The sequence below is a fragment of the Pseudomonas sp. 273 genome, assembly GCF_029201425.1.
Taxonomy (GTDB): Bacteria; Pseudomonadota; Gammaproteobacteria; order Pseudomonadales; family Pseudomonadaceae; genus Pseudomonas; species Pseudomonas delhiensis.
In genome coordinates this window covers 2,976,637-2,995,559 of sequence record NZ_CP116775.1, presented here as the reverse complement: position 1 = coordinate 2,995,559, position 18,923 = coordinate 2,976,637, and the positions used below count along the sequence as shown (strand labels likewise).

10 protein-coding genes and 1 pseudogene are annotated in these 18,923 nt (G+C 69.5%); 8 read left to right on the top strand and 3 right to left on the bottom strand.

Translation table 11 applies throughout. From position 1 onward, the window contains the following. The first annotated feature begins 329 nt into the window (after positions 1-329). The 3 genes from PKO50_RS14095 (at position 330) to PKO50_RS14085 (ending at position 3,492) form a co-directional block, all read left to right on the top strand. A complete protein-coding gene (locus PKO50_RS14095) occupies positions 330-1,586 on the top strand; it encodes an outer membrane protein transport protein (protein WP_275630074.1) in 1,257 nt (418 codons plus the stop codon). A 72-nt stretch (positions 1,587-1,658) separates the two neighbouring features. Further along, positions 1,659-2,327: a DUF3313 domain-containing protein gene (locus tag PKO50_RS14090; RefSeq protein ID WP_275630073.1), complete on the top strand. Its 669-nt coding sequence runs from the start codon at positions 1,659-1,661 to the stop codon at positions 2,325-2,327. A gap of 139 nt (positions 2,328-2,466) precedes the next feature. Further along, a complete protein-coding gene (locus PKO50_RS14085; RefSeq protein WP_275630072.1) occupies positions 2,467-3,492 on the top strand; it encodes an AraC family transcriptional regulator in 1,026 nt (341 codons plus the stop codon). Here the strand turns inward: PKO50_RS14085 and PKO50_RS14080 are convergent. Further along, positions 3,489-5,129, bottom strand: coding sequence for a mechanosensitive ion channel domain-containing protein (locus PKO50_RS14080; protein ID WP_275630071.1), 1,641 nt, complete (start codon positions 5,127-5,129; stop codon positions 3,489-3,491). The two genes, PKO50_RS14085 and PKO50_RS14080, sit on opposite strands and share 4 nt — an antisense overlap. Positions 5,130-5,543: 414 nt before the next feature. Between PKO50_RS14080 and PKO50_RS14075 the strand changes: the two are divergent. Further along, positions 5,544-6,673: pseudogene (locus tag PKO50_RS14075) on the top strand (AI-2E family transporter). Between the two features lie 394 nt (positions 6,674-7,067). Then, the gene (locus PKO50_RS14070) at positions 7,068-7,325 is read left to right on the top strand and encodes a hypothetical protein (RefSeq protein WP_089393320.1); all 258 of its coding nucleotides are present in this window, start codon (positions 7,068-7,070) and stop codon (positions 7,323-7,325) included. 1,062 nt (positions 7,326-8,387) lie between these two features. Here the strand turns inward: PKO50_RS14070 and PKO50_RS14065 are convergent. After that, positions 8,388-10,877, bottom strand: a complete 2,490-nt coding sequence (locus PKO50_RS14065; protein ID WP_275630070.1) for a LuxR C-terminal-related transcriptional regulator — start codon at positions 10,875-10,877, stop codon at positions 8,388-8,390. Between the two features lie 248 nt (positions 10,878-11,125). Beyond that, on the bottom strand, positions 11,126-13,024 hold the full coding sequence (locus PKO50_RS14060; protein WP_275630069.1) for a DUF1302 domain-containing protein: 1,899 nt from the start codon (positions 13,022-13,024) through the stop codon (positions 11,126-11,128). Positions 13,025-13,272: 248 nt separating this feature from the next. Between PKO50_RS14060 and PKO50_RS14055 the strand changes: the two genes are divergently transcribed. The 3 genes from PKO50_RS14055 to PKO50_RS14045 all read left to right on the top strand — a co-directional run bounded on the left by PKO50_RS14055 (position 13,273) and on the right by PKO50_RS14045 (position 18,880). Continuing rightward, the gene (locus PKO50_RS14055; protein ID WP_275630068.1) at positions 13,273-14,640 is read left to right on the top strand and encodes a DUF1329 domain-containing protein; all 1,368 of its coding nucleotides are present in this window, start codon (positions 13,273-13,275) and stop codon (positions 14,638-14,640) included. Between the two features lie 169 nt (positions 14,641-14,809). Continuing rightward, complete coding sequence (locus PKO50_RS14050; protein WP_275630067.1) at positions 14,810-17,461, top strand: LuxR C-terminal-related transcriptional regulator; 2,652 nt, start codon at positions 14,810-14,812, stop codon at positions 17,459-17,461. A gap of 84 nt (positions 17,462-17,545) precedes the next feature. Further along, positions 17,546-18,880, top strand: coding sequence for a chloride channel protein (locus PKO50_RS14045; RefSeq protein ID WP_275630066.1), 1,335 nt, complete (start codon positions 17,546-17,548; stop codon positions 18,878-18,880). The last annotated feature ends 43 nt before the right edge of the window (positions 18,881-18,923 follow it).

Here is an 18,923-nt window from a genome sequence, read left to right as displayed (position 1 = left end):
CCGTCGCATCGCATGCGGTTTCCCTGCGGCGGGCGCACCATGCCTGGCGCTTTGCCACTCCACTGCGCTGGCGCAGGGTTGCCCTAACTCTAGCCCGCGCCTCGTTCTGCGCCACGGGAAAAGCCGCACTGTCGTGTAATGAGCATCCCCGACGAAACACGGAACCGGCGAGGTTGCGTAACCGCTGTCAGTATCTAGGCTGGTCTGTGTCACAACACTCCCCAAAGGGGTGGTAGCCGCGCACGCAAGGGCGCCGGCACCGCCGACAACGAGCAAAAGGAAGCGCCGTGGCGAGCAAGAAATTCCGTCGTTTGCGATTGAACCCAGCCATGCTGGCAGGTGCGCTGGGGCTGGCCGCCGGCAGCGCCTGGGGCGCCGATGCGCTGATCTACGAAGTGGGCCAGGAAGGCACGGGCCTGGCCAACGCCGGCGCCGCGGCGCTGGCCCGCGACCCTAGCGTGCTGATGAGCAACCCGGCGGGCATCACCGCGCTGGCCGGCACCCAGATCAACGCCAACGGCCAGGTGCTGCTGGGGCACTACAAGTTCTCTCGCGACGACGCCAACCAGTTCGACGGCAACGAAGGCGGCAATGCCCTGAAGTACCTGCCCGGCGCCAGCCTCTTCGTCAGCCACCGCATCGACGAAGACAACGCCATCGGCTTCGGCGTGTACGGCAACTTCGGCCTGGCGGTGGACTACGACGACGACTGGGCGGGCCGCTACTTCACCCAAGAGGCATCGATCCTCAGCGTGTCCCTGCAGCCGACCCTGGCGCACAAGTTCACCGACAAGCTCTCCGTCGGCATCGGCCCGCGCCTGGTGTACGGCTACTACCGCACCGAAGTGGCGGTCAACAACAGCCTGCTCGGCCTGGTCGACCGCCCCGACGGCCAGCTGGAATACAAGGACACCGACGTCGGCACCGGCTTCAACATCGGCCTGCTCTACGAACTGAACGAGCGCACCCGCGTCGGCCTGGCGTACACCAGCAAGGTCAAGCTGGAATTCAAGGACCGCCCGGACCTGGACAACATCAGCAACCCGCTGCTCAACGCCGCCCTCAATCGCCTCGACGTGGACAAGCTGGAACTGGACCTGAACATCCCGCAGACGGCCCTGCTCAGCCTCGCCTACGACCTCGACCCGCAATGGACGCTGCTGGGCAGCCTGGGCTGGCAGGACTGGAGCGACTTCGGCGACATCGGCGTGGAAGTCGATGCCAACGCCGGCGGCGTCAGCCGCACCGTCGACCGCCAGTACAAGGATTCCTGGCATGCCTCGGTCGGCGCCCAGTACCAGGCCACGCCGAAACTGCGCTGGAGCATGGGCATGGGCTACGACAGCCCGATGGTCGACGACGGCGACCGCACCGTGGACAACCCCGCCGGCGCCGTCTGGCGCTTCGCCACGGGCATCAACTACGACCTGGGCGACGGCATGGACGTGCACTTCGCCTACACTCTCATGTGGCTGGGTGATATGGACGTCGAGCAGACCAAGTCGCGCTCCGGAACCACCCTCTCCGGCACCTACAAGGATGCCGCACTGCATGCCCTGGCCGCGGGCGTCACCTGGCGCTACTAGCGGCCAGCGGACAACCCTGGCCGTGCACCCGATCCCCTACCCTGTCATTACCGTCCAACAAGGAGCAACTCGATGAAGTTGAAGTCGTTAGCGGTATCCGTGTGCCTGGCGTCCCTCGTGCTCTCCGGCTGCGCGAGCAAGTACGTCGAGCCCGAGCAGTACTCCGGTTTCCTCAAGAACTACAGCGTGCTGAAGGAAGAAAAATCGCCTTCCGGAGCACCGGTCATGCGCTGGATCCAGCCGGGCATCGACGTCAACCGCTTCACCAGCGTTTATGTCGAGCCGAGCCAGCTCTATCCCCAGCCGCAACCCACCGAGAAGATCCCGCAGAGCACCCTGAGCGGCATCACCACCTACTACGACCAGGCCCTGCAGACGCAATTCGCCAAGGCCCTGCCATTGGCCAGCGGCCCCGGCCCGGGCGTGCTGGTGGTGCGCCCGGCGATCACCGGGGTGAGCGCCTCGACCAAGGGCCTGCAGCCCTACGAGGTGATCCCCATCGCCCTGGTGGCCGCCGGCGTCAGCGTCGCCACCGGCATCCGCGACCAGGACACCAGCATCGCCACCGAGGCGGCCTTCCTCGACGGCAGCAACAGCCAGGTGGTGGCCGAGGTGGTGCGCAAGGGCGCCGGCGCCGAGCTGGAGAACTCCTCCCAGGTCATGAAGGCCAGCGACGCCCGCGCCGTGCTCGACGGCTGGGCCGCGGACATGGTCAAGTCGTTCCAGGCACTGAAGAAGTAAGCCCCGCCGCCCGGGGCCCCGCCGCCCCGGGCGCCTTTTCCGCAGCACCCCATACACGACAGCTCATCGCCCCGGCGTGCAGGCCCCACCTCGGCGGCCATACTGACGGGCAACCCACCGGCTACGAACAAGAACGGACATGGATAGCATTCGCGGCACAGCCTTTCTCAAATTCGGCGAACTGGTCACCGAGCGCGGCGCCTCCGTGCGCGACTTCCTCGCCCCCCATCGCATCGGCCTGGACGTGGTCGGCAGTTTCGACAAGCAACTGCCCTACAAGAGCCTGGTGCAGATCTTCGAGGGCAGCGCCCGGGCCCTCGACCTACCGCACTTCGGCCTGGAGCTGGCCACCCGCCAGGGCTTCGCGCTGGCAGGCCCGCTGCAGCACCTGGCCCACTCCGCGCCCACGGTGGGCGACGCCCTGGTGGCGGTGATCCGCTACATGAGCATATACAGCCCTTCCATCCTCTATCGCCTGGAACGCCGCCCCGGCCAGGCGCTGCTGTACTTCGACAATGCCCTGCCCAGCAATATCCAGACGCCGCAGATCGTGGAGAAATCGGTGCTGCACGGCAAACTGCTGGTCAGCGAAGTGAGTGGCACCTCCTGGACCCCCAAGGCCGTGATGTTCCGCCACCAGGCCGTGGGGGAAATGGAGACCTATCGCGAGTACTTCGGCTGCCCGGTGCTGTTCGGCCAGGACCACAACGCCCTGGTCATGCCCGCGGAGGTGCTGCAGCGCGCCTGCCTCCACCATGATGCGATCCTGCACTCCATCGTGCGCTTCTACCTGGAGACCTACAGCGACGTCAACGACGACCTGCGCGAGAAAGTGGCGCGCAAGATCCGCATCCTGCTGCCGAACCACCGCTGCAGCCTGGAGCAGGTCGCCCACGCCCTCGGCCTGCACCCCAGGACGCTGCAGCGGCGCCTCGCCGACGATGGCATCGACTTCGAGGAACACCTGGACCGCATCCGCCGCCGCCAGGCCGAACAGATGCTGCGCCGGACCAACCTGGGCGTGGCGCAGATCGCCAGCGAACTGGGCTACCGGCGCACCACCTCGTTCTGCCGCGCGCACCAGCGCTGGTTCGACATGACGCCCCTGGAGCACCGGCGCCTGCACGGCGACCCCGGCATCATCATGCCAGGGGCCACCGACTAGCGGCGCGGATCGGCCCCGGGGTCGCCCTTCCCGGCCGGTGGCGCGGCCGGCGCGCTGTACCACCGGTCCCTGGGCACCCACTTCTCCTGCGCGGGGTCGGCCAGGTAGTGCGGCGACATGATCTGCACGCCGTATTCGTTGAACACGTCCTGGATGTTCGCGTGCAGCAGGCTCAGCAGCTCGGCGCGCGGCCGCGGTTCGCTGGGCACGGCCTGGGCCACCAGGCGGTACTCGGGGTAGAAGTCCGACAGGCCGGTCTGGAACACCTGCGGCCGGGGCTTGCCGAGAATGCCGTCGGTGCGCCGGGCGGCCTCGATCAGCATCGCCTCCACCTGGCGCCAGGGCGTGTCGTAGCCGATGGTCACCACGGTATCGACGATGTAGCCGGTGCCCTGCACGGCGCGCGAATAGTTGCGCGTCACCGAGCCGGTGATCATCGAGTTGGGCAGCGTCAGTACCTCGCCCAGGCCGGTGCGGATGGTGGTGTTGAACATGCCCACCTCGGTGACCGTGCCCTCGTTGTCGCCCACCCGCACGTACTCGCCCACCCGGAGCGTGCGCGAATAGGTGAGGATGAGCCCGGCGGCGGCCTGGCCGACCATGCTCGACGCGCCCAGGGAGATCATCAGGCCCAGCAGCACCGAAAGCCCCTTGAAGGCGTCGGTGCCCGAGCCCGGCAGGTACGGGTAGGCCATGACCAGGGCGAACAGCCAGATGGCCAGGGAGGTCAGGCGCGTGGTCGGCTGCAGCGTCTCCACGGTCAGCCAGCGGATGGTCCCGGGGCGCGCCAGGCGCTCCAGCAGGCGCCGGCTGAAGCCGCTCACGCCGCGGGCGATGAAGAAGATCGCCACGGCCACGGCGATGCCCGGGATGGCGCCGACGATGCCGTCCAGCAGGTAGTTGGCCAGCTCCAGCAAATACAGGTTGAGGCTTTCGCCCCAGGGCCGGGTGTAGGGGAACTGCGAGAGCACGAAGCTCAGCCACTTGTAGCTGCACAGCAGTACGAACACCCAGTACAGCAATGCCAGCAGGCGGTCCGCCAGGTAGAACACGTACTGCATGTCCAGCAGCGGCGTGTGCCCGACCTTGATCTGGTAGGTGCGTTCACGCATCAGCAGCGGCAGCCGGCCGCGCAGCTTGCGCCGCAGGTAGCCGGCGCCCTTGAGCAGCAGCGCGTAGACCAGCGTGGCCAGCGCCGAGTACCCCAGCGCCACGAGCAGGAAGCGCAGGCTGCGCGCCTGGCCGGTTTCCTCCACCACCACGCGCAGGTTGGCGGCGGCCTGGCGGGCCGCCTCCTGCACCGAGCCGCCGGGTGTCTCCAGGTCCAGCGGCGAGACGATGAACGCCCGCCGGCCGCCCAGCAGCACCAGCTGGCTGTGCAGGATGGAATCGGTGCCGACCTGCAGTTCCTCGGTACCCTGCAGGGCCTCCTCGATCACCGCCTTGGCCCGCTGCGCGCGGGCCGCCGGCGTCTCGCCCAGCAAGGTGGCGTGGAAGGTGATGATGCTGCGGTTGGCCACCTTCAGCTCCGCCGGCGTGCCCGGCACCCCTTCCGTGGCATCGGCCGGCACCTCCGCCAGCACCCACCCCGGCAACGCGACGAACAGCAACAGCAGCATGCTGAACCAGCGCCTCATGTACTCCACTCCTTGGCCCTCGCTGCGGGCATCGATGGCTACACCTGCGGGCACGCACGGGTGCCCTGGCTCAAGCGTAGCCACTGGCGCGACATTCGTCGGCGCGCCGGCGGCACCTGCCGGAAACATCGACTGCGCCACAGTTCCCGGCCGCTGCGGCAGCCGCCGCCGGCTATACCTAGGTTGTCGCCCACCCGGCCTCCGGGCGGGCGGCTCTCGTGTTCCGATGCAATGGCCTTTTTGGCCCGCCGACGTTGCGGGCGAGCGCTCCCCGCCGGGCCCCGCCAGGCTCCTGGGCCCGGCCCTGGCGGGGGCCTGTCGTTCAAAGAGAAGGCCGGTTTTCCCCCCTGCGCTGGCGAGCCCCGCGCGTGCGGCTAGCCTTCAGGCATCGCACCCGCAATGGAGCTTTTCCGCATGGCCGCCCGCAAGTTCCTCGAGATCAGCAGTGCCCGCGACTACCTGGACATCCTGATACGCGCCGGGCTGATCGCCGGGCTGGTGATCTTCTGCTACGAAATCTTCCGCCCCTTCCTCGGCGTGATGCTCTGGGCGGTGATCCTCGCCGTCACCCTGCACCCGCTGAACGCCCGCATCGCCGGCGCCCTGCGCCTGTCCCCGGGCAAGGCCGCCGCCCTGCTGGTGCTGCTCGCCCTGCTATGCCTCATCGTGCCCCTGGCCTTCCTCGGCGAATCCATCGCCAGCTCCGTGCAACTGGCGCTGCACTCGGCCCAGGAGTGGAAGCTGGAAATCCCCCGCCCACCGAGGCCGTGCAAGGCTGGCCGGTGATCGGCGAGCCGCTGTACCGCATCTGGATGCACGCCTCCCAGGACCTGAGCTGGGCCCTGCAGCAGGTGGCCCCGCACCTGAAGGACCTGAGCAAGACCCTGCTGGTGAAACTGGCCGGCGTGGGCACAGGCGTGCTGGTGTTCGTCTTCGCCCTGATCATCGCCGGGCTGTTCCTGGCCAACGGCGAGCGCAGCGCGCACCGCGCCACCGTCATCGCCCAGCGCATCTTCAGCCCCGAGCGCGGCGCCGAGCTGGCCAGCCTGTGCGCGGCCACCATCCGCGCGGTGGCCCAGGGCGTGGTGGGCATCGCCTTCATCCAGATGCTGCTGGTGGGCGTGGGCCTGGTGCTGATGGGCGTGCCCGGCGCCGGCCTGCTGGCCCTGCTGGTGCTGTTGCTGGGCATCATGCAACTGCCGGTGCTGCTGATCACCCTGCCGGTGGTGCTCTACGTGTTCAGCCAGGACGGCGTGGGCGCCACCACCATCCTCTTCGCCATCTGGACCCTAGCCGCGGGCCTGTCGGACAACGTGCTCAAGCCGCTGATGCTCGGCCGCGGCGTCTCCGTGCCCATGCCGGTGGTGCTGATCGGCGCCCTGGGCGGGATGATCAGCAACGGCATCATCGGCCTGTTCATCGGCCCGGTGGTGCTGGCGGTGGGCTACGAGCTGTTCAACTCCTGGGTGGACCAGGTGCAGAACGGCGGCGAACAGCCGGCGGCGGAAAACCCCGCGGGCGAACCGGGCGCCGCCCGCCCCTGAATGGCGAAGGGCGGTACATACACCGCCCTCGCTCCGTTTCAACCGAAAAGTCCCACGCGCATTCGCCCTTGTGGTCTTACAAGGCGAGCCCCTAGATTCGGTCCGTCACGGTGATCCCGTGGCCGGGCGTCGCAACCCGGATTTGTTAGAGCGTAAGAAGCGCCGACGCATCCCGCACAGGCGCTTTTTACTGCCTGCTGCATTCGCAGTCATGGCGGATCGTGCGGGTCAGGCCCCAGCCTGGCCGGTAACTGTCGCTCTAACAGCCGGTTTGCGACCCCGCACGGTCCGCCGCCCTTTTGGGCAGCGGCCCTTCCCACTCCCATGAGGCAAAGGACATGCGCTACCTCTCCACACCGTGCATCCGTTGCCGACCCGCCCCTGGAGGTAGCCCGTGCCCGAAGCGAAGCTGGAACCCCTGCAGCACCAGTCGTACGAAGACGTCCTCTTCGTCAACCCCAATGCCCCCGCCAACCACCTGTTCGAAGCCGCCGAATCGCGCCTGAGCCGCCTGGAAGACATGCTGCGGGTGCTGGAGAACCACGAGGGCTCCGATGTCCTGGTGATGGAAACCGCCCGCATCGCCTCCGCCCTGGCGCCCCTGGCCGGCGAAGCCAAGCAGCTGTACGCCCTGGCCCACCAGGCGCGGTGATGAAGCCGCCACCGTTGCAACACCGACAATGCCCTCCGACGACGAGGGCATTTTTCTGCCCGCCCGCATCCAACCGTAGGGCGCATAACGCCTAAGGCGTTATCCGCGAGGCGCGCCGATACCTCCTGCTATCGCGGACAGAGTCCGCTCCTACGGTTCCAGGAAGCACGATCGTAGGAGCGGACTCCGTCCGCGATTGGCCCCCGGCTACGCTGGACACCCCGGCGGCACGAATGGCGGCGGATAACCACGAACGGTTATTCGCCCTACATTGCCCCACCCACGCCATCCCCTGTGGGAGCGCGCCCTGCGCGCGATTCGCGGGCAGGGCCCGCTCCTACAGTCACCCTGAGGCATGGCGTTCCCGTAGGGCGCATAACGCCTACGGCGTTATCCGCCGTTTTCGTCAGGCCCCGGTGCATCGGCCATCGGCGGATAACCGCGAACGGTTATTCGCCCTACATTGCCCCACCCACGCCATCCCCTGTAGGAGCGCGCCCTGCGCGCGAATCGCGGGCAGGGCCCGCGCCTACAGTCACCCTGAGGCATGGCGTTCCCGTAGGGCGCATAACGCCTACGGCGTTATCCGCCGTTTTCGTCAGGCCCCGGTGCATCGGCCATCGGCGGATAACCGCGAACGGTTATCCGCCCTACGTTGCCCCACCCACGCCATCCCCTGTAGGAGCGCGCCCTGCGCGCGATTCGCGGGCAGGGCCCGCTCCTACAGTCACCCTGAGGCATGGCGTTCCCGTAGGGCGCATAACGCCTACGGCGTTATCCGCCGTTTTCGTCAGGCCCCGGCGCATCGGCCATCGGCGGATAACCGCGAACGGTCATCCGCCCTACGTTGCCTCACTCACGCCATCCCCTGTAGGAGCGCGCCCTGCGCGCGAATCGCGGGCAGGGCCCGCGCCTACAGTCACCCTGAGGCATGGCGTTCCCGTAGGGCGCATAACGCCTACGGCGTTATCCGCCGTTTTCGTCAGGCCCCGGTGCATCGGCCATCGGCGGATAACCGCGAACGGTTATGCGCCCTGCCCGGCCAGCGATTTCGCGCAGGGCTCAATGCACCAGGCCCAGGGCCTTCGCCCGGACGATGGCCTGGGTGCGCCGCGACACGCCCAGCTTGTTGTTGATGCGCTGGGCGTGGCTTTTCACCGTGTGCAGGGAAATGTGCAGGCGCTCGGCGATCTCCTGGTTGGCCAGGCCTTCGGCGATCATGCCCAGCACCGAGCGCTCGCGCCGGCTCAGTTGGCTGACGTCCAGCGCCTCGCCTTCACCCTCGCCGGCCCTTCCGGCCCAGCGTGCGATCTCGGGGCGGAACGAGTGCCAGTAGGCCTGGGTGCCGGGCCCGCCGAAGCGCCTGGCCTGGGCCAGCGCATCGAACAGGGCCGCCTGCGCCTTGCGTTGCCGGCCGCCGGCCAGGTGCGCCTCGGCCAGGGCGAAGCCCAGCTCGGCCGCCAGCTCCAGCTGCCTCGCCCGTAGCGCCTCTTGCAGCCAGGGTTGCAGCACCTCGGCCAGGTCCTGCCCGGCGGCCACGGCGGCCCGGGCCTGGAGCAGTTCGAACTGCCGGCGCGCATCCACGCCGGGGAATTCCAGGTGCCAGCCCGGCCGCTCCAGGCACAGCGCCAGGTAGGCCTCGGCCAGTTCGGCACAGCGCCTGTGCTGGCCTTCGCGCAGCCACAGGCGGGCACGTAGCAGGTCCAGCTGCGGGCGGTACAGCGGTTCCGCGACACGCAGCAGCTGCATGCAGCGCAGGGCCTCGGTGAGCCTGGCATAGGCGCTGGCCAGGTCGCCCTGGGCGGCATCGATCTCGGCCAGGCCGGCGTGGGCCCAGGCCACCGCGGGGTCGGCGGCGGCCCCGCAGAATGCCAGGCCTTGCGCATACAGCTCCCGCGCCTCGGCCAGGCGCCCCTGGTGCCAGAGGTTGCGGGCGAGCTGCAGCTGCGTGCGGCCCCGCACCCGGCCGCCGAGGGCCGCCAATTCGCTGTTCGCGCGCCTCAGCACCCCTTCGGCGCGGGCGAACTCGCCGCGCCATTCCAGGCGCCGGGCGTGCTGGAGCACCAGCATGGCCTCCAGGGTTCGGCAATCGCGGTCGCGAACCACCCTGGCCACGGCGTCTTCGAGCTGCCTCACGGCGTCGTCGCGGCCTTCGGCCTGGGCCTGTTCGAGCAGCGCCAGTTGCGTCAGCACCCGCACCGCCCAGGCCTGCCCGGGCAAGCCCTGCAGGGCCTGCTCCAGCGTCGCCGCGGCAGCCACTGCATCGCCTGTACGCAACTGCAATTGGCCGACCAGCGCCTGCCAGTGCCCGAGCCATTCGGCCTGGCGCTGCCGGCACGGGCTCGGCAAGAAGGCGGCGAGTTGCCCGGCGCAGGCGCTGGCCTCGTCCAGCCGGCCGGCGAGCAGCAGCGACCAAGCCCGCAACAGGACCACCTGCGGCGTACTGCGCAGCAGGGTTTCCGGCAGGCGTTCACTCCAGCACAGCACCGCCGCCGGCCCTTCGCCGTGCAGCAGGGCCTCGATGCCGATGCGCGCCATCAGGCTGGCCGCCATGTCCGGCTGCTCGGCCAGCAATGCGTAGTGCACCGCCTGCGCTTCCTCGCCCAGTTCGACGAAGTACTGGCACGCCTGGCGATACAGGCAAAGCCGGGTCGACGGCGGCAGGCTGGCCGCCAGCGCGCCCGCCACGGCGGGGTGGACCCGCAGGCGTTCCTCGCCCGGCCCCACGGGCTCGACGAAGGCCCCGGCGTCGAGCAGCGCGGACAGCAGTTGGGCGCCCTCGCCCGCTTCGAACAGGTGGCCGAGCAGGTGCTTGTCAAAATCCATCAGGCAGGCCAACTGGCACAGTGCCTGGCGCTGGCGCGCCGGCAGGCCGTCGAGCAGTTCGCAGTGCAGGTAGTTCAGCAACAGGCGCTCGCGGCCGATCGGCGGCTCGCCCAGGCGGGCGGCCAGCAGGTCCAGGGCGGCGCCGGCGCACCAGCCACGGGTGCGCTGCAGCAGCGTGTCGGCCTCCAGCGGCGGGGCCGGCTGCTGTTCCAGCAGCGCCTGTAGTTCGAGCCCGGTCAGGGCCAGTTGCCGCGCATCCACTTCGTGCAGGTCTCCGGCCAGCAGCAGGCGCGTCAGGGGCCAGGCCGGGCGGCGCCGGCTGGCGATCCACCAGCCGACCTGCGGCGAGGCGAGCTGCAGCAGCCGGCCCACCAGCCTTTCCACCTCTTCGCCGGCGCCGCACAGGTGGTCGAGCATGATCCACAACGGCCGCTCCTGCTGCGCCAGGCGCGCCTCCAGCGCCTGCTCCGTGGCGTCCTGCAGCCCCAGCATGGAAGCCAGGCGCTGCACCACTTCGCTGGCGCCAGTGCGCCGGCCGCGCAGGTCCAGCCAGCACAGCCCGGTGTTCGCCGGGACCGCCTGGGCGCAGGCACGCAGCAGCAGGCTCTTGCCACTGCCGGCGCAGGCGCAGAGCAGGCGAAGGCGCGGGTTGCCCCGAAGCAGCGGCTCGCTCAGGCGCGGGCGTGGCAGGTGGTCCAGCGGCAGGTCGGGCAGGTTGTGCGGCATGGTGCGGGGAGACTCCGGGCGCGGCTGGGCGTTTTTCAGCCAATGCTAGGAAGCGCGCCAGGCAAGGTTCATCCCCCAGACGGGGGAAAAAAGGGCGGCCCGGGGGCCGCCAAACCACGGAGTTGCTCTGTCGACGGCCGGAGAGGCCGCCCGCCGGGAGCGGCGGGAAGTAAAAGTGGCGGCCCACAAACCGCCCGGAGCGGATGGTGCCGGTGTGGGCGGCGGACCAGGGCCCGCCGCCCTTGCCTTCAGAAGTTCACCCCCAGGCTCAGGGCGACGAAGTCACGGTCGCTGGAGGTGTTGTAGTCGCCACCGAAGAAGTTGGTGTACGACAGGCTGGCCGTATAGGTGTTCAGGTAGTCGGCGTCCAGGCCGAGGCTGATCGCCTTGCGGCCTTCCTCGAAGTTGCCGCCCGGGCCCGGCGAGAAGCCATCGACGTCGTGGGACCAGGCCAGGCTGGGCTTGAGGTTCACCCCGGCGAACACGTCGTTGTAGTCCCAGATGGCGCGCATCCGGTAGCCCCAGGAGTCGGTGGTGGTGAAGCCGTCGCTGTCGCAGTAGCGGCTGACGTTCTTGCCGTTGGCGCCGACGGTGTTGGCGTTGATGGCCCGGCAGGTGTTGTTGGGCAGTTCGCCGGGGCCGAAGACCGGGTCGCGGCCGTAGCGTACGTCGTGGCTGCTTTCCAGGCCGCCGACGTGGGTCCAGCCCACCTCGCCCACCAGGGTCAGGCGCTCGGCGCCCATGACCTGGTCGAGGAAGTGGGTGAAGGTGGTCTGCAGCTGGGTGATCTCCTTGCGCTCGTAGCCGGCCAGGGAGCTGCCGGGGATGGACGCCGGGTCGCCGCCGGCCAGGGAGAAGTTGGAGAAGGCGGCGAACGCCGGGTTGATCCCGGCCAGGCCGCGCACGCCGCCGTAGAGCAGGTCGGTGGTGTTGATCTGCACCGGGGCGTTGGGCCGGTAGCTGATCTCGCCCTGCCAGGCGGTGCCGGTGGGCAGCGTGGTGGAGAAGCTCAGGCCGTAGAGGTGGATGTCCTCGGGGTATTCCATGAAATAGCTGCTGCCGCCGGCGACGTTGGCGATGGCCACGCCCTGGCGCGCGGCGGCCGGCACCTGCGGCACCGCGCCGGCGAGCACCTGTGCCGAGCGAACGTAGGTGGCGCGGTCGGCGGCGTTGACGCTGAGGATCGGCAGGCGCGAGTGGTAGTTCATGTAGTAGGCGCCGAATTCGGTGTCCAGCGCATCGGACATCCAGTGCAGGGCCATGCCGTACTGGCCGCCGTCGCGGGCGTCCTTGTCGCCGCTGCGCGGCACTATCACGCCCTCGCGGGTGGTCTGGTAGCCGAAGGCCGGGCCGAACGGCGCCAGGGCCGGGGACAGCACCGCCAGGTTGTTGCTGCAGCCGTCGGCCACCACGTCGGCCTGGGAGAAGAAGGTGCCGCAGTTGTCCACCACCGTCTGGTCCCATTCCAGCTGGTAGAAGGCGTCCGCCGACAGGGAATCGGTGATGTTCTGCGAGACATAGAACATGTTCACCGGGATCAGGCCTTCCTTGATCTCGGCGCCGGGCCGGCGGAAGGCGGACACGTCGATGGGGTTGATGGCGTTGATGCCGCCCTGGATGAAGGTGCTCTCGCCCCAGCTCACCACCTGCTTGCCCAGGCGCACGCTGCCCGGCAGGTCGGCGATGTTGTAGTTGTGGTAGACGAAGGCGTCGAGCAGCTCGGCGCCGGAGGACTTGGCGCCTTCCTTGCGGCCGCTGTCGTCGATGTCCTTGAACAGGCGGCTTTCGTCCTTCAGCTCGAAGTCGTACCAGTACTTGCCGCGGACGAAGACGCCGGTGTCGCCGTACTTCAGCTCCAGGTCGTGGATGCCCTTGAAGATCTTCGAGAAGGTCTCGCCGCGCTTGAAGTTCAGGTGCGCGTCGTCGGAGGTCTGCGACAGGCCGCGGCCACCGTTGTTGCCGCCGATGAAGTCCTTGTCCGGCTTGCTCGTCGACCAGCTGGCGCCCACCGACAGGCTGGAGTCGAACTGCCCCTCGATCTCGCCGATGTTGAAGGTGACGGCCTGGGCGTGCCCGCCGATGCCGACCGCGACCGCCGCGGCCAGCGCCTGCAGCGGGAACCCGGCGCGCTTTCTCGTTGTACTCATGCGGCTCTCCCCATTCTGGGTGTTTTTGTTGGCCGCAGAAGCTAATCAGCCGAGCCGGTGCATCGAAAGCAACCTAGTAGTGATTCGAAATTCATACCTTTCGCGCAAGGCTGCGCTCCACCGGGGCCCGCCCGGGCCCGCCCCCATTTGGGGGACATTCTCCGGCGCGGCGGATTGCTAGCTTGGCGTCAGGGCCGAACCTGCCCCCGGCGCGACCGCGCCGCATCCAGCACATCGAGGAAAGTAATATGTCGCCAATAAGATCCTGGCTGCGCGCCGGGGCTTTCTCTCTCACTGCACTCTCCGCTGCCGCCCTCGCTGCCGTGCCGGCCGACGAGGCCGCGCAACTGGGCGGCAAGCTCACCCCCATGGGCGCGGAAAAGGCCGGCAATGCCGACGGCAGCATCCCCGCCTGGACCGGCGGCCTGGCCAGGGACGCCGCGCCGGTGGACGCCAAGGGCTTCCTCAGCGACCCCTTCGCCAGCGAGAAGCCGCTGTTCACCATCACCAAGGACAACTACACCCAGTACCAGGACAAGCTCACCCCCGGCCAGGTGGAGATGTTCAAGCGCTATGGCGGCACCTACGTGATGCCGGTCTACCCGAGCCACCGCAGCGCCGCCCTGCCCGACTCGGTGTACGCCGCCGCCAAGCGCAACGCCACCCACACCAGCCTGGTGACCGGCGGCAACGGCCTGGCCGACTTCGACACCGCCGTGCCCTTCCCCATTCCGAAGAACGGCCTGGAGGTGATCTGGAACCACATCACCCGCTACCGCGGCGGCAGCTTCAGCCGGCAGATCGTCCAGGCCACCCCGCAGGCCGACGGCACGCCGAGCCTGGTGACCTTCGAGGACCACTTCACCTTCCGCACCAACCTCAAGGACTACAACGCGGACGAGAACAAGAACCTGCTGTTCTGCTTCACCCAGCAGGTGGTGCAGCCGGCGCGCCTGTCGGGCAACGTGCTGCTGGTGCGCGAGCCCATCGACCAGGTGGCCGAGCCGCGCCAGGCGTGGATGTACAACGCCGGCCAGCGCCGCGTGCGCCGCGCCCCGCAGGTGGCCTACGACGGCCCCGGCCAGGCCACCGACGGCCTGCGCACCTCGGACAACTACGACCTGTACAACGGCGCGCCCGACCGCTACGACTGGAAGCTGATCGGCAAGAAGGAGATCTACATCCCCTACAACAGCTACCGCCTGGCCTCCACCAAGCTGAAGTACTCGGACATCCTCCAGGCCGGCCACATCAACCAGAACCTGGCGCGCTACGAGCTGCACCGCGTCTGGGAAGTGGAAGCGACGCTCAAGCCCGGCCAGCGCCACATCTACGCCAAGCGCCACTTCTTCATCGACGAGGACAGCTGGCAGGCCGCCGAGATCGACCACTACGACGGCCGCGGCCTGCTGTGGCGCGTCGCCGAGGCCCACGCCATGCAGTTCTACGATCACCAGGTGCCGCTGTACGCCATGGAGACCCTCTACGACCTGCAGTCCGGCCGCTACCTGGCCCTGGGCCTGACCAACGAGGAGAAGCGCTTCTACAACTTCGGCTACCAGGCTTCCAACGCCGACTACCTGCCCGCCGCGCTGCGCAACATGGGCGTGCGCTGACAGCGGAATCCCCCCTCGGACGAAAGGCCACCTGCGGGTGGCCTTTTGCATTGGCGGCGCGGCCAATCGGGACCTGTCGCTGTAACCCGCCGAAAGACTTGGATACCATTTACCCACCATACTGTATCCCTCCGCGGGGCATACGCCGCGCCACGAACCCACGACGACGATGCTCTCTCCGCTGCTTTCCACCAAACTCCTGCCGCCCCGCCGGGCCCGCGGCACCCTGCCCCGGCCCCGCCTGGAACAGCTGGTCGAGCGCATTGCCGAGGCCACCCTGACGGTACTCAAGGCCCCGCCGGGCTTCGGCAAGAGCACCCTGGCCGGTAGCTGGGCCGAGGCGGCGCTGGCCCGTGGCGGCAAGGTGGCCTGGCTGAACCTGGACGAGGCCGACGACAGCGCCGACCGCCTGCTGCTCTACCTCGCCGCGGCCATCCAGCGGGGCTTCGACGGCAGCGCCGACGACAACCTGTTCAAGGAACTCTCGCTGCTGCCGGTGGAGCAACTGGCGACGCTGCTGGCCAACGACCTGGAGCGCCGCAGCGAGCAGTGCTTCCTGTTCATCGACGACTACCACTGCGTGCCGCCTGCGGTGCTCATCGCGGCCTTCGACAGCCTGGTGCGCTTCGCCCCGGACAACCTGCACCTGGTGTTCTGCGGGCGCGTCGACCTGCCGGCGGCATTGATCGCCCACACCTACGACGACGCCTGCCTGGAGGTGGACGTCGGCCAGTTGCGCTTCGACCTGGACGAAACCCGCGACCTGCTGCTGCGCACCGGCACGCCGAACGTGGACGCAACGGAGCTGCTGGAGCTGCACGCCGCCACCGAGGGCTGGATCGCCGCGCTGCGCGCCAGCCTGCTCACCCTGCGCCAGCGCCCCGCGGGCAGCGCGCGCCTGAGCAACAGCATCAGCGGCCTGCTGGACGAGCTGCTGGCGCGCCTGCCCGGCGGACTGGCCGGCTGCCTGCCGCGCCTGGCGGCCGTGGACAAGTTCGACGCGGTGCTGGCCGAGGCCCTGACCGGCGCCGCCGATGGCCGCGCGCTGATCGAGGACATCGACCGCCGCCAGCTGTTCCTCACCACCCTGGACGCCCAGGCGCAGTGGTTCAGCTTCCACCCGCTGTTCCGCGAGCACCTGCACCGCCGCCTGCCGGCCGACGCGCTGGCGGCCACCCTGGACAAGGCCGCGCGCTGGTTCGCCGGGCAGCAGCTGTGGATGGACGCCGTGCGCTCCGCGCTGGCCTGCGGCGACAACGACAGCGCCCGCGCCTGGATCGCGCATTGCGCCATGGACATGGTCGAGCGCGGCGAATTCGTCACCCTGGTCGACTGGCAGCGCCAGTTGCACGACCGCCTGCTGGAAAGCCCGGCGCAACTGAAGCTGGCCATGGGCTGGGCCAGCGGCCTGGCCATGGGCAGCGGCCGCGCCCGGCAGTTGCTCGCGGAGGTGCGCCAGGCGCTGCCCGGCATCGCCGACGAAGCACAGCGGGAGCACCTGGCCTGGGAATGCCGCGCGCTGGAAGCGACGCTGCTGGCCCTGGAAGACCAGGCCGAAGACGCCGGCCAACTGGCGAGCGCCTGCTACCCGCACCTGCGCGAGCGCCCGTGGATCAGCAACACCCTGCTCAACCTGCTGTGCTTCAGCCACCTGCGCACCTGCCGCTGGCAGGCGTTCTACGCCCTGCCAGCCTCGGTACGCACGCCGCTGGACCCCAACCGCTACCAGTTCAACCAGGTCTACCGCCTCAGCCTGCAGGGCCTGGGCGAAGCCCTGCAGGGGCGTTTCGGCCAGGCCGTGGCGCTGTTCGAGGAAGCCATGCGCGTCACCGCCGAACGGGGCATCACCAGCCGCTCGGTGCTGCGCGCGCTGCCAGCCAGTTTCCTCGGCTGCGTGCGCTACCTGCAGGGCAGCCTGGCCGAGGCCGAGCGGCTGATCATGGAAAGCGTCGAGACCATCATGATCTGCGGCTTCCTCGACTGCGCCGGGGTGCTGTTCATCACCGCCAGCCGCCTCAGCAGCAGCCACGCCAGCCCCCAGGGCGCGCGCTATTTCCTGGAGGAAGGCGACCGCCTGGCCCAGGCCCGCACCTGGCCGCGGCTGCAGGCGCAACTGCTGCTGGAGCGGACCCGCGTCAGCCTGCTGGAACAGAAATCCCACGAGGCGAACGCCTGCCTGGGCCAGCTCGACGCCCTGCGCCTCGCCCATGGCGGCGAAAGCGCCGAGCTTTCCGAATACGCCTGCCTCGCCAGCCTGGCGGAGCTATGGTGCGAAGCCGCCGGCATGGGGCGCCAGGCCGACCTGGAGGGCGCCGAGCGGCTCTGCCGCCTGGCCCACCGGCACAACCTGCGCCTGATGCAGCTGCGCCTGGCCGGCAGCCTGGCCATGGTCCACTGGCGGCGCCGGGCCGGCGAGCAGGCCCTGGCCAGCCTGCTGGAAGTCGCCGAACTGCTGGAGCACTGCGACGCGCCGCAACTGCTGCGGGACCTGCCGGCCCAGGACATGCTGCAGCCGCTCATCGCCCACGCCCTGGCCCAGCCCGGCCTCGCCCCGGCGCTGAAGGCCCGCCTGCAGCACCTGCAGCCCAGCACGGCGGACAGCGCCACGCAGCACACCGCGCGGCTGATGATCAGCCTGACCAGCAAGGAGCGGAACGTCCTGGACCTGGTGGCCCAGGGCAAGTCGAACAAGGAGATGGCCAAGCTGCTGGGGGTGACCCCGGAAACCATCAAGAGCCACATGAAGCACATCTTCAGCAAGCTGCAGGTGGACAGCCGGGCGCAGGCGGCGGTGGCGGCCAAGGCTTGCGGGTTGATCTGAGCGGCGCAGGGCGCCTGGCTGCGCTGTGCAAGGCGGCGGCGAGACGGCCATAATCGGCGCTTGCCCCCGATCCAGGCCCCGTCGATGTCCGAGCAACCCAGCCCAGCCAACGCAGAACAAGCCTCCCCTGCCCGCCCCCGGCGCTTCCGCCGGCCCCGCTGGCTGGAATGGCGACAGCGCCTGGCTTTCTGGGTCGGCGCTCTGCTGGTGGGCCTGGTGGCGCTGGCCTTCGCCTGGCTGGCGGACCAGTCCTTCGCCCTGTTCAAGCGCATGCTCGGCGTCGCCCCCTGGCTGCCGCTGCTGGTCACCCCCGCGGGTTTCGCCCTGCTGGCCTGGGTCACCCAGCGCTGGTTCGTCGAGGCCAAGGGCAGCGGCATTCCCCAGGTGATCGCCGCGCTGGAATCGCCTTCGCGGCGGTTCCGCGCCCAGGTGCTGGCGCTGCCGGTGGCCGCCGTGCGCATGGTCTTCACCCTGGGCGCGCTGCTGGTGGGCGGCTCGGTGGGCCGCGAAGGGCCCACGGTGCACGTCGGCGCCGCGGTCATCTACGCCTTCGGCCGGCGCCTGGGGCTGCACGGCCGGCGCACCATCGCCGGGCTGATCCTCGCCGGCGGCGCGGCCGGCATCGCCGCGGCCTTCAACACGCCGCTGGCCGGCATCGTGTTCGCCATCGAGGAGCTCAGCCGAACCTTCGAGCAGCGCTTCAGCGGCCTGGTGCTGACCGCGGTGCTGATCGGCGGCGCCGTCACCCTCGGGCTGATGGGCCACTACTCCTACTTCGGCGAGATCGGCGGCAGCCTGCCGGCGGGCTGGGGCTGGAGCGAGGTGCCGGCCTGCGCGCTGCTCGGCGGCCTGCTGGGCGGCCTCTACGTCAAGCTGGTGCTGCCCACCCGGGCCGGCTGGCTGGGCCGCATGTGCCAGCTGCGCGAGCGCTTCCCGGTACGCTTCGCCGGCGCCTGCGGGCTGCTGCTGGCGCTGCTGGGGCTGGCCTCGGGCAACCACGTGTTCGGCACCGGCTACGAGGAGACCCGCGCCCTGCTGGAGGGCCACCCGATGACCGAGCAGAGCTTCCTGCTGTGGAAGTTCCTGGCCAACGTGGTGTCCTACCTCGCTGGCATCCCCGGCGGCCTGTTCTCGCCCTCGCTGAGCATAGGCGCGGCCTTCGCCCCGCTGCTGGCCCAGTTGCCCGACGTCAATCCGCAGACCTGCGCGCTGCTGGGCATGGGTGCCTACCTCGCCGGGGTGACGCGCTCGCCGCTGACCGCCTCGGTGATCGTCCTGGAACTCTCCCACAGCCCCGACCTGCTCATCCCCATGCTGGCGGCCACGGTCATGGCCGCCACCGTCTCCGGCTGGATCGCCCCGGTCTCGCTGTACCACGCCCTGGCGCGGCAGATCCTCGACAAGCTGGCGCCGGTGTAGGGGCCCCGCTGACCCGGCTCAATGCGTGCAGGGCTGATGCCGG

What these genes read in the sequence shown, in the direction of transcription:
- PKO50_RS14065 (WP_275630070.1), bottom strand. Translation starts at nt 10,877, where the DNA reads ATGCCGCACAACCTGCCCGACCTGCCGCTGGACCACCTGCCACGCCCG.
- PKO50_RS14095 (WP_275630074.1), top strand. Translation starts at nt 330, where the DNA reads ATGCTGGCAGGTGCGCTGGGGCTGGCCGCCGGCAGCGCCTGGGGCGCC.
- PKO50_RS14090 (WP_275630073.1), top strand. Translation starts at nt 1,659, where the DNA reads ATGAAGTTGAAGTCGTTAGCGGTATCCGTGTGCCTGGCGTCCCTCGTG.
- PKO50_RS14060 (WP_275630069.1), bottom strand. Translation starts at nt 13,024, where the DNA reads ATGAGTACAACGAGAAAGCGCGCCGGGTTCCCGCTGCAGGCGCTGGCC.
- PKO50_RS14055 (WP_275630068.1), top strand. Translation starts at nt 13,273, where the DNA reads ATGTCGCCAATAAGATCCTGGCTGCGCGCCGGGGCTTTCTCTCTCACT.
- PKO50_RS14050 (WP_275630067.1), top strand. Translation starts at nt 14,810, where the DNA reads ATGCTCTCTCCGCTGCTTTCCACCAAACTCCTGCCGCCCCGCCGGGCC.
- PKO50_RS14085 (WP_275630072.1), top strand. Translation starts at nt 2,467, where the DNA reads ATGGATAGCATTCGCGGCACAGCCTTTCTCAAATTCGGCGAACTGGTC.
- PKO50_RS14045 (WP_275630066.1), top strand. Translation starts at nt 17,546, where the DNA reads ATGTCCGAGCAACCCAGCCCAGCCAACGCAGAACAAGCCTCCCCTGCC.
- PKO50_RS14080 (WP_275630071.1), bottom strand. Translation starts at nt 5,129, where the DNA reads ATGAGGCGCTGGTTCAGCATGCTGCTGTTGCTGTTCGTCGCGTTGCCG.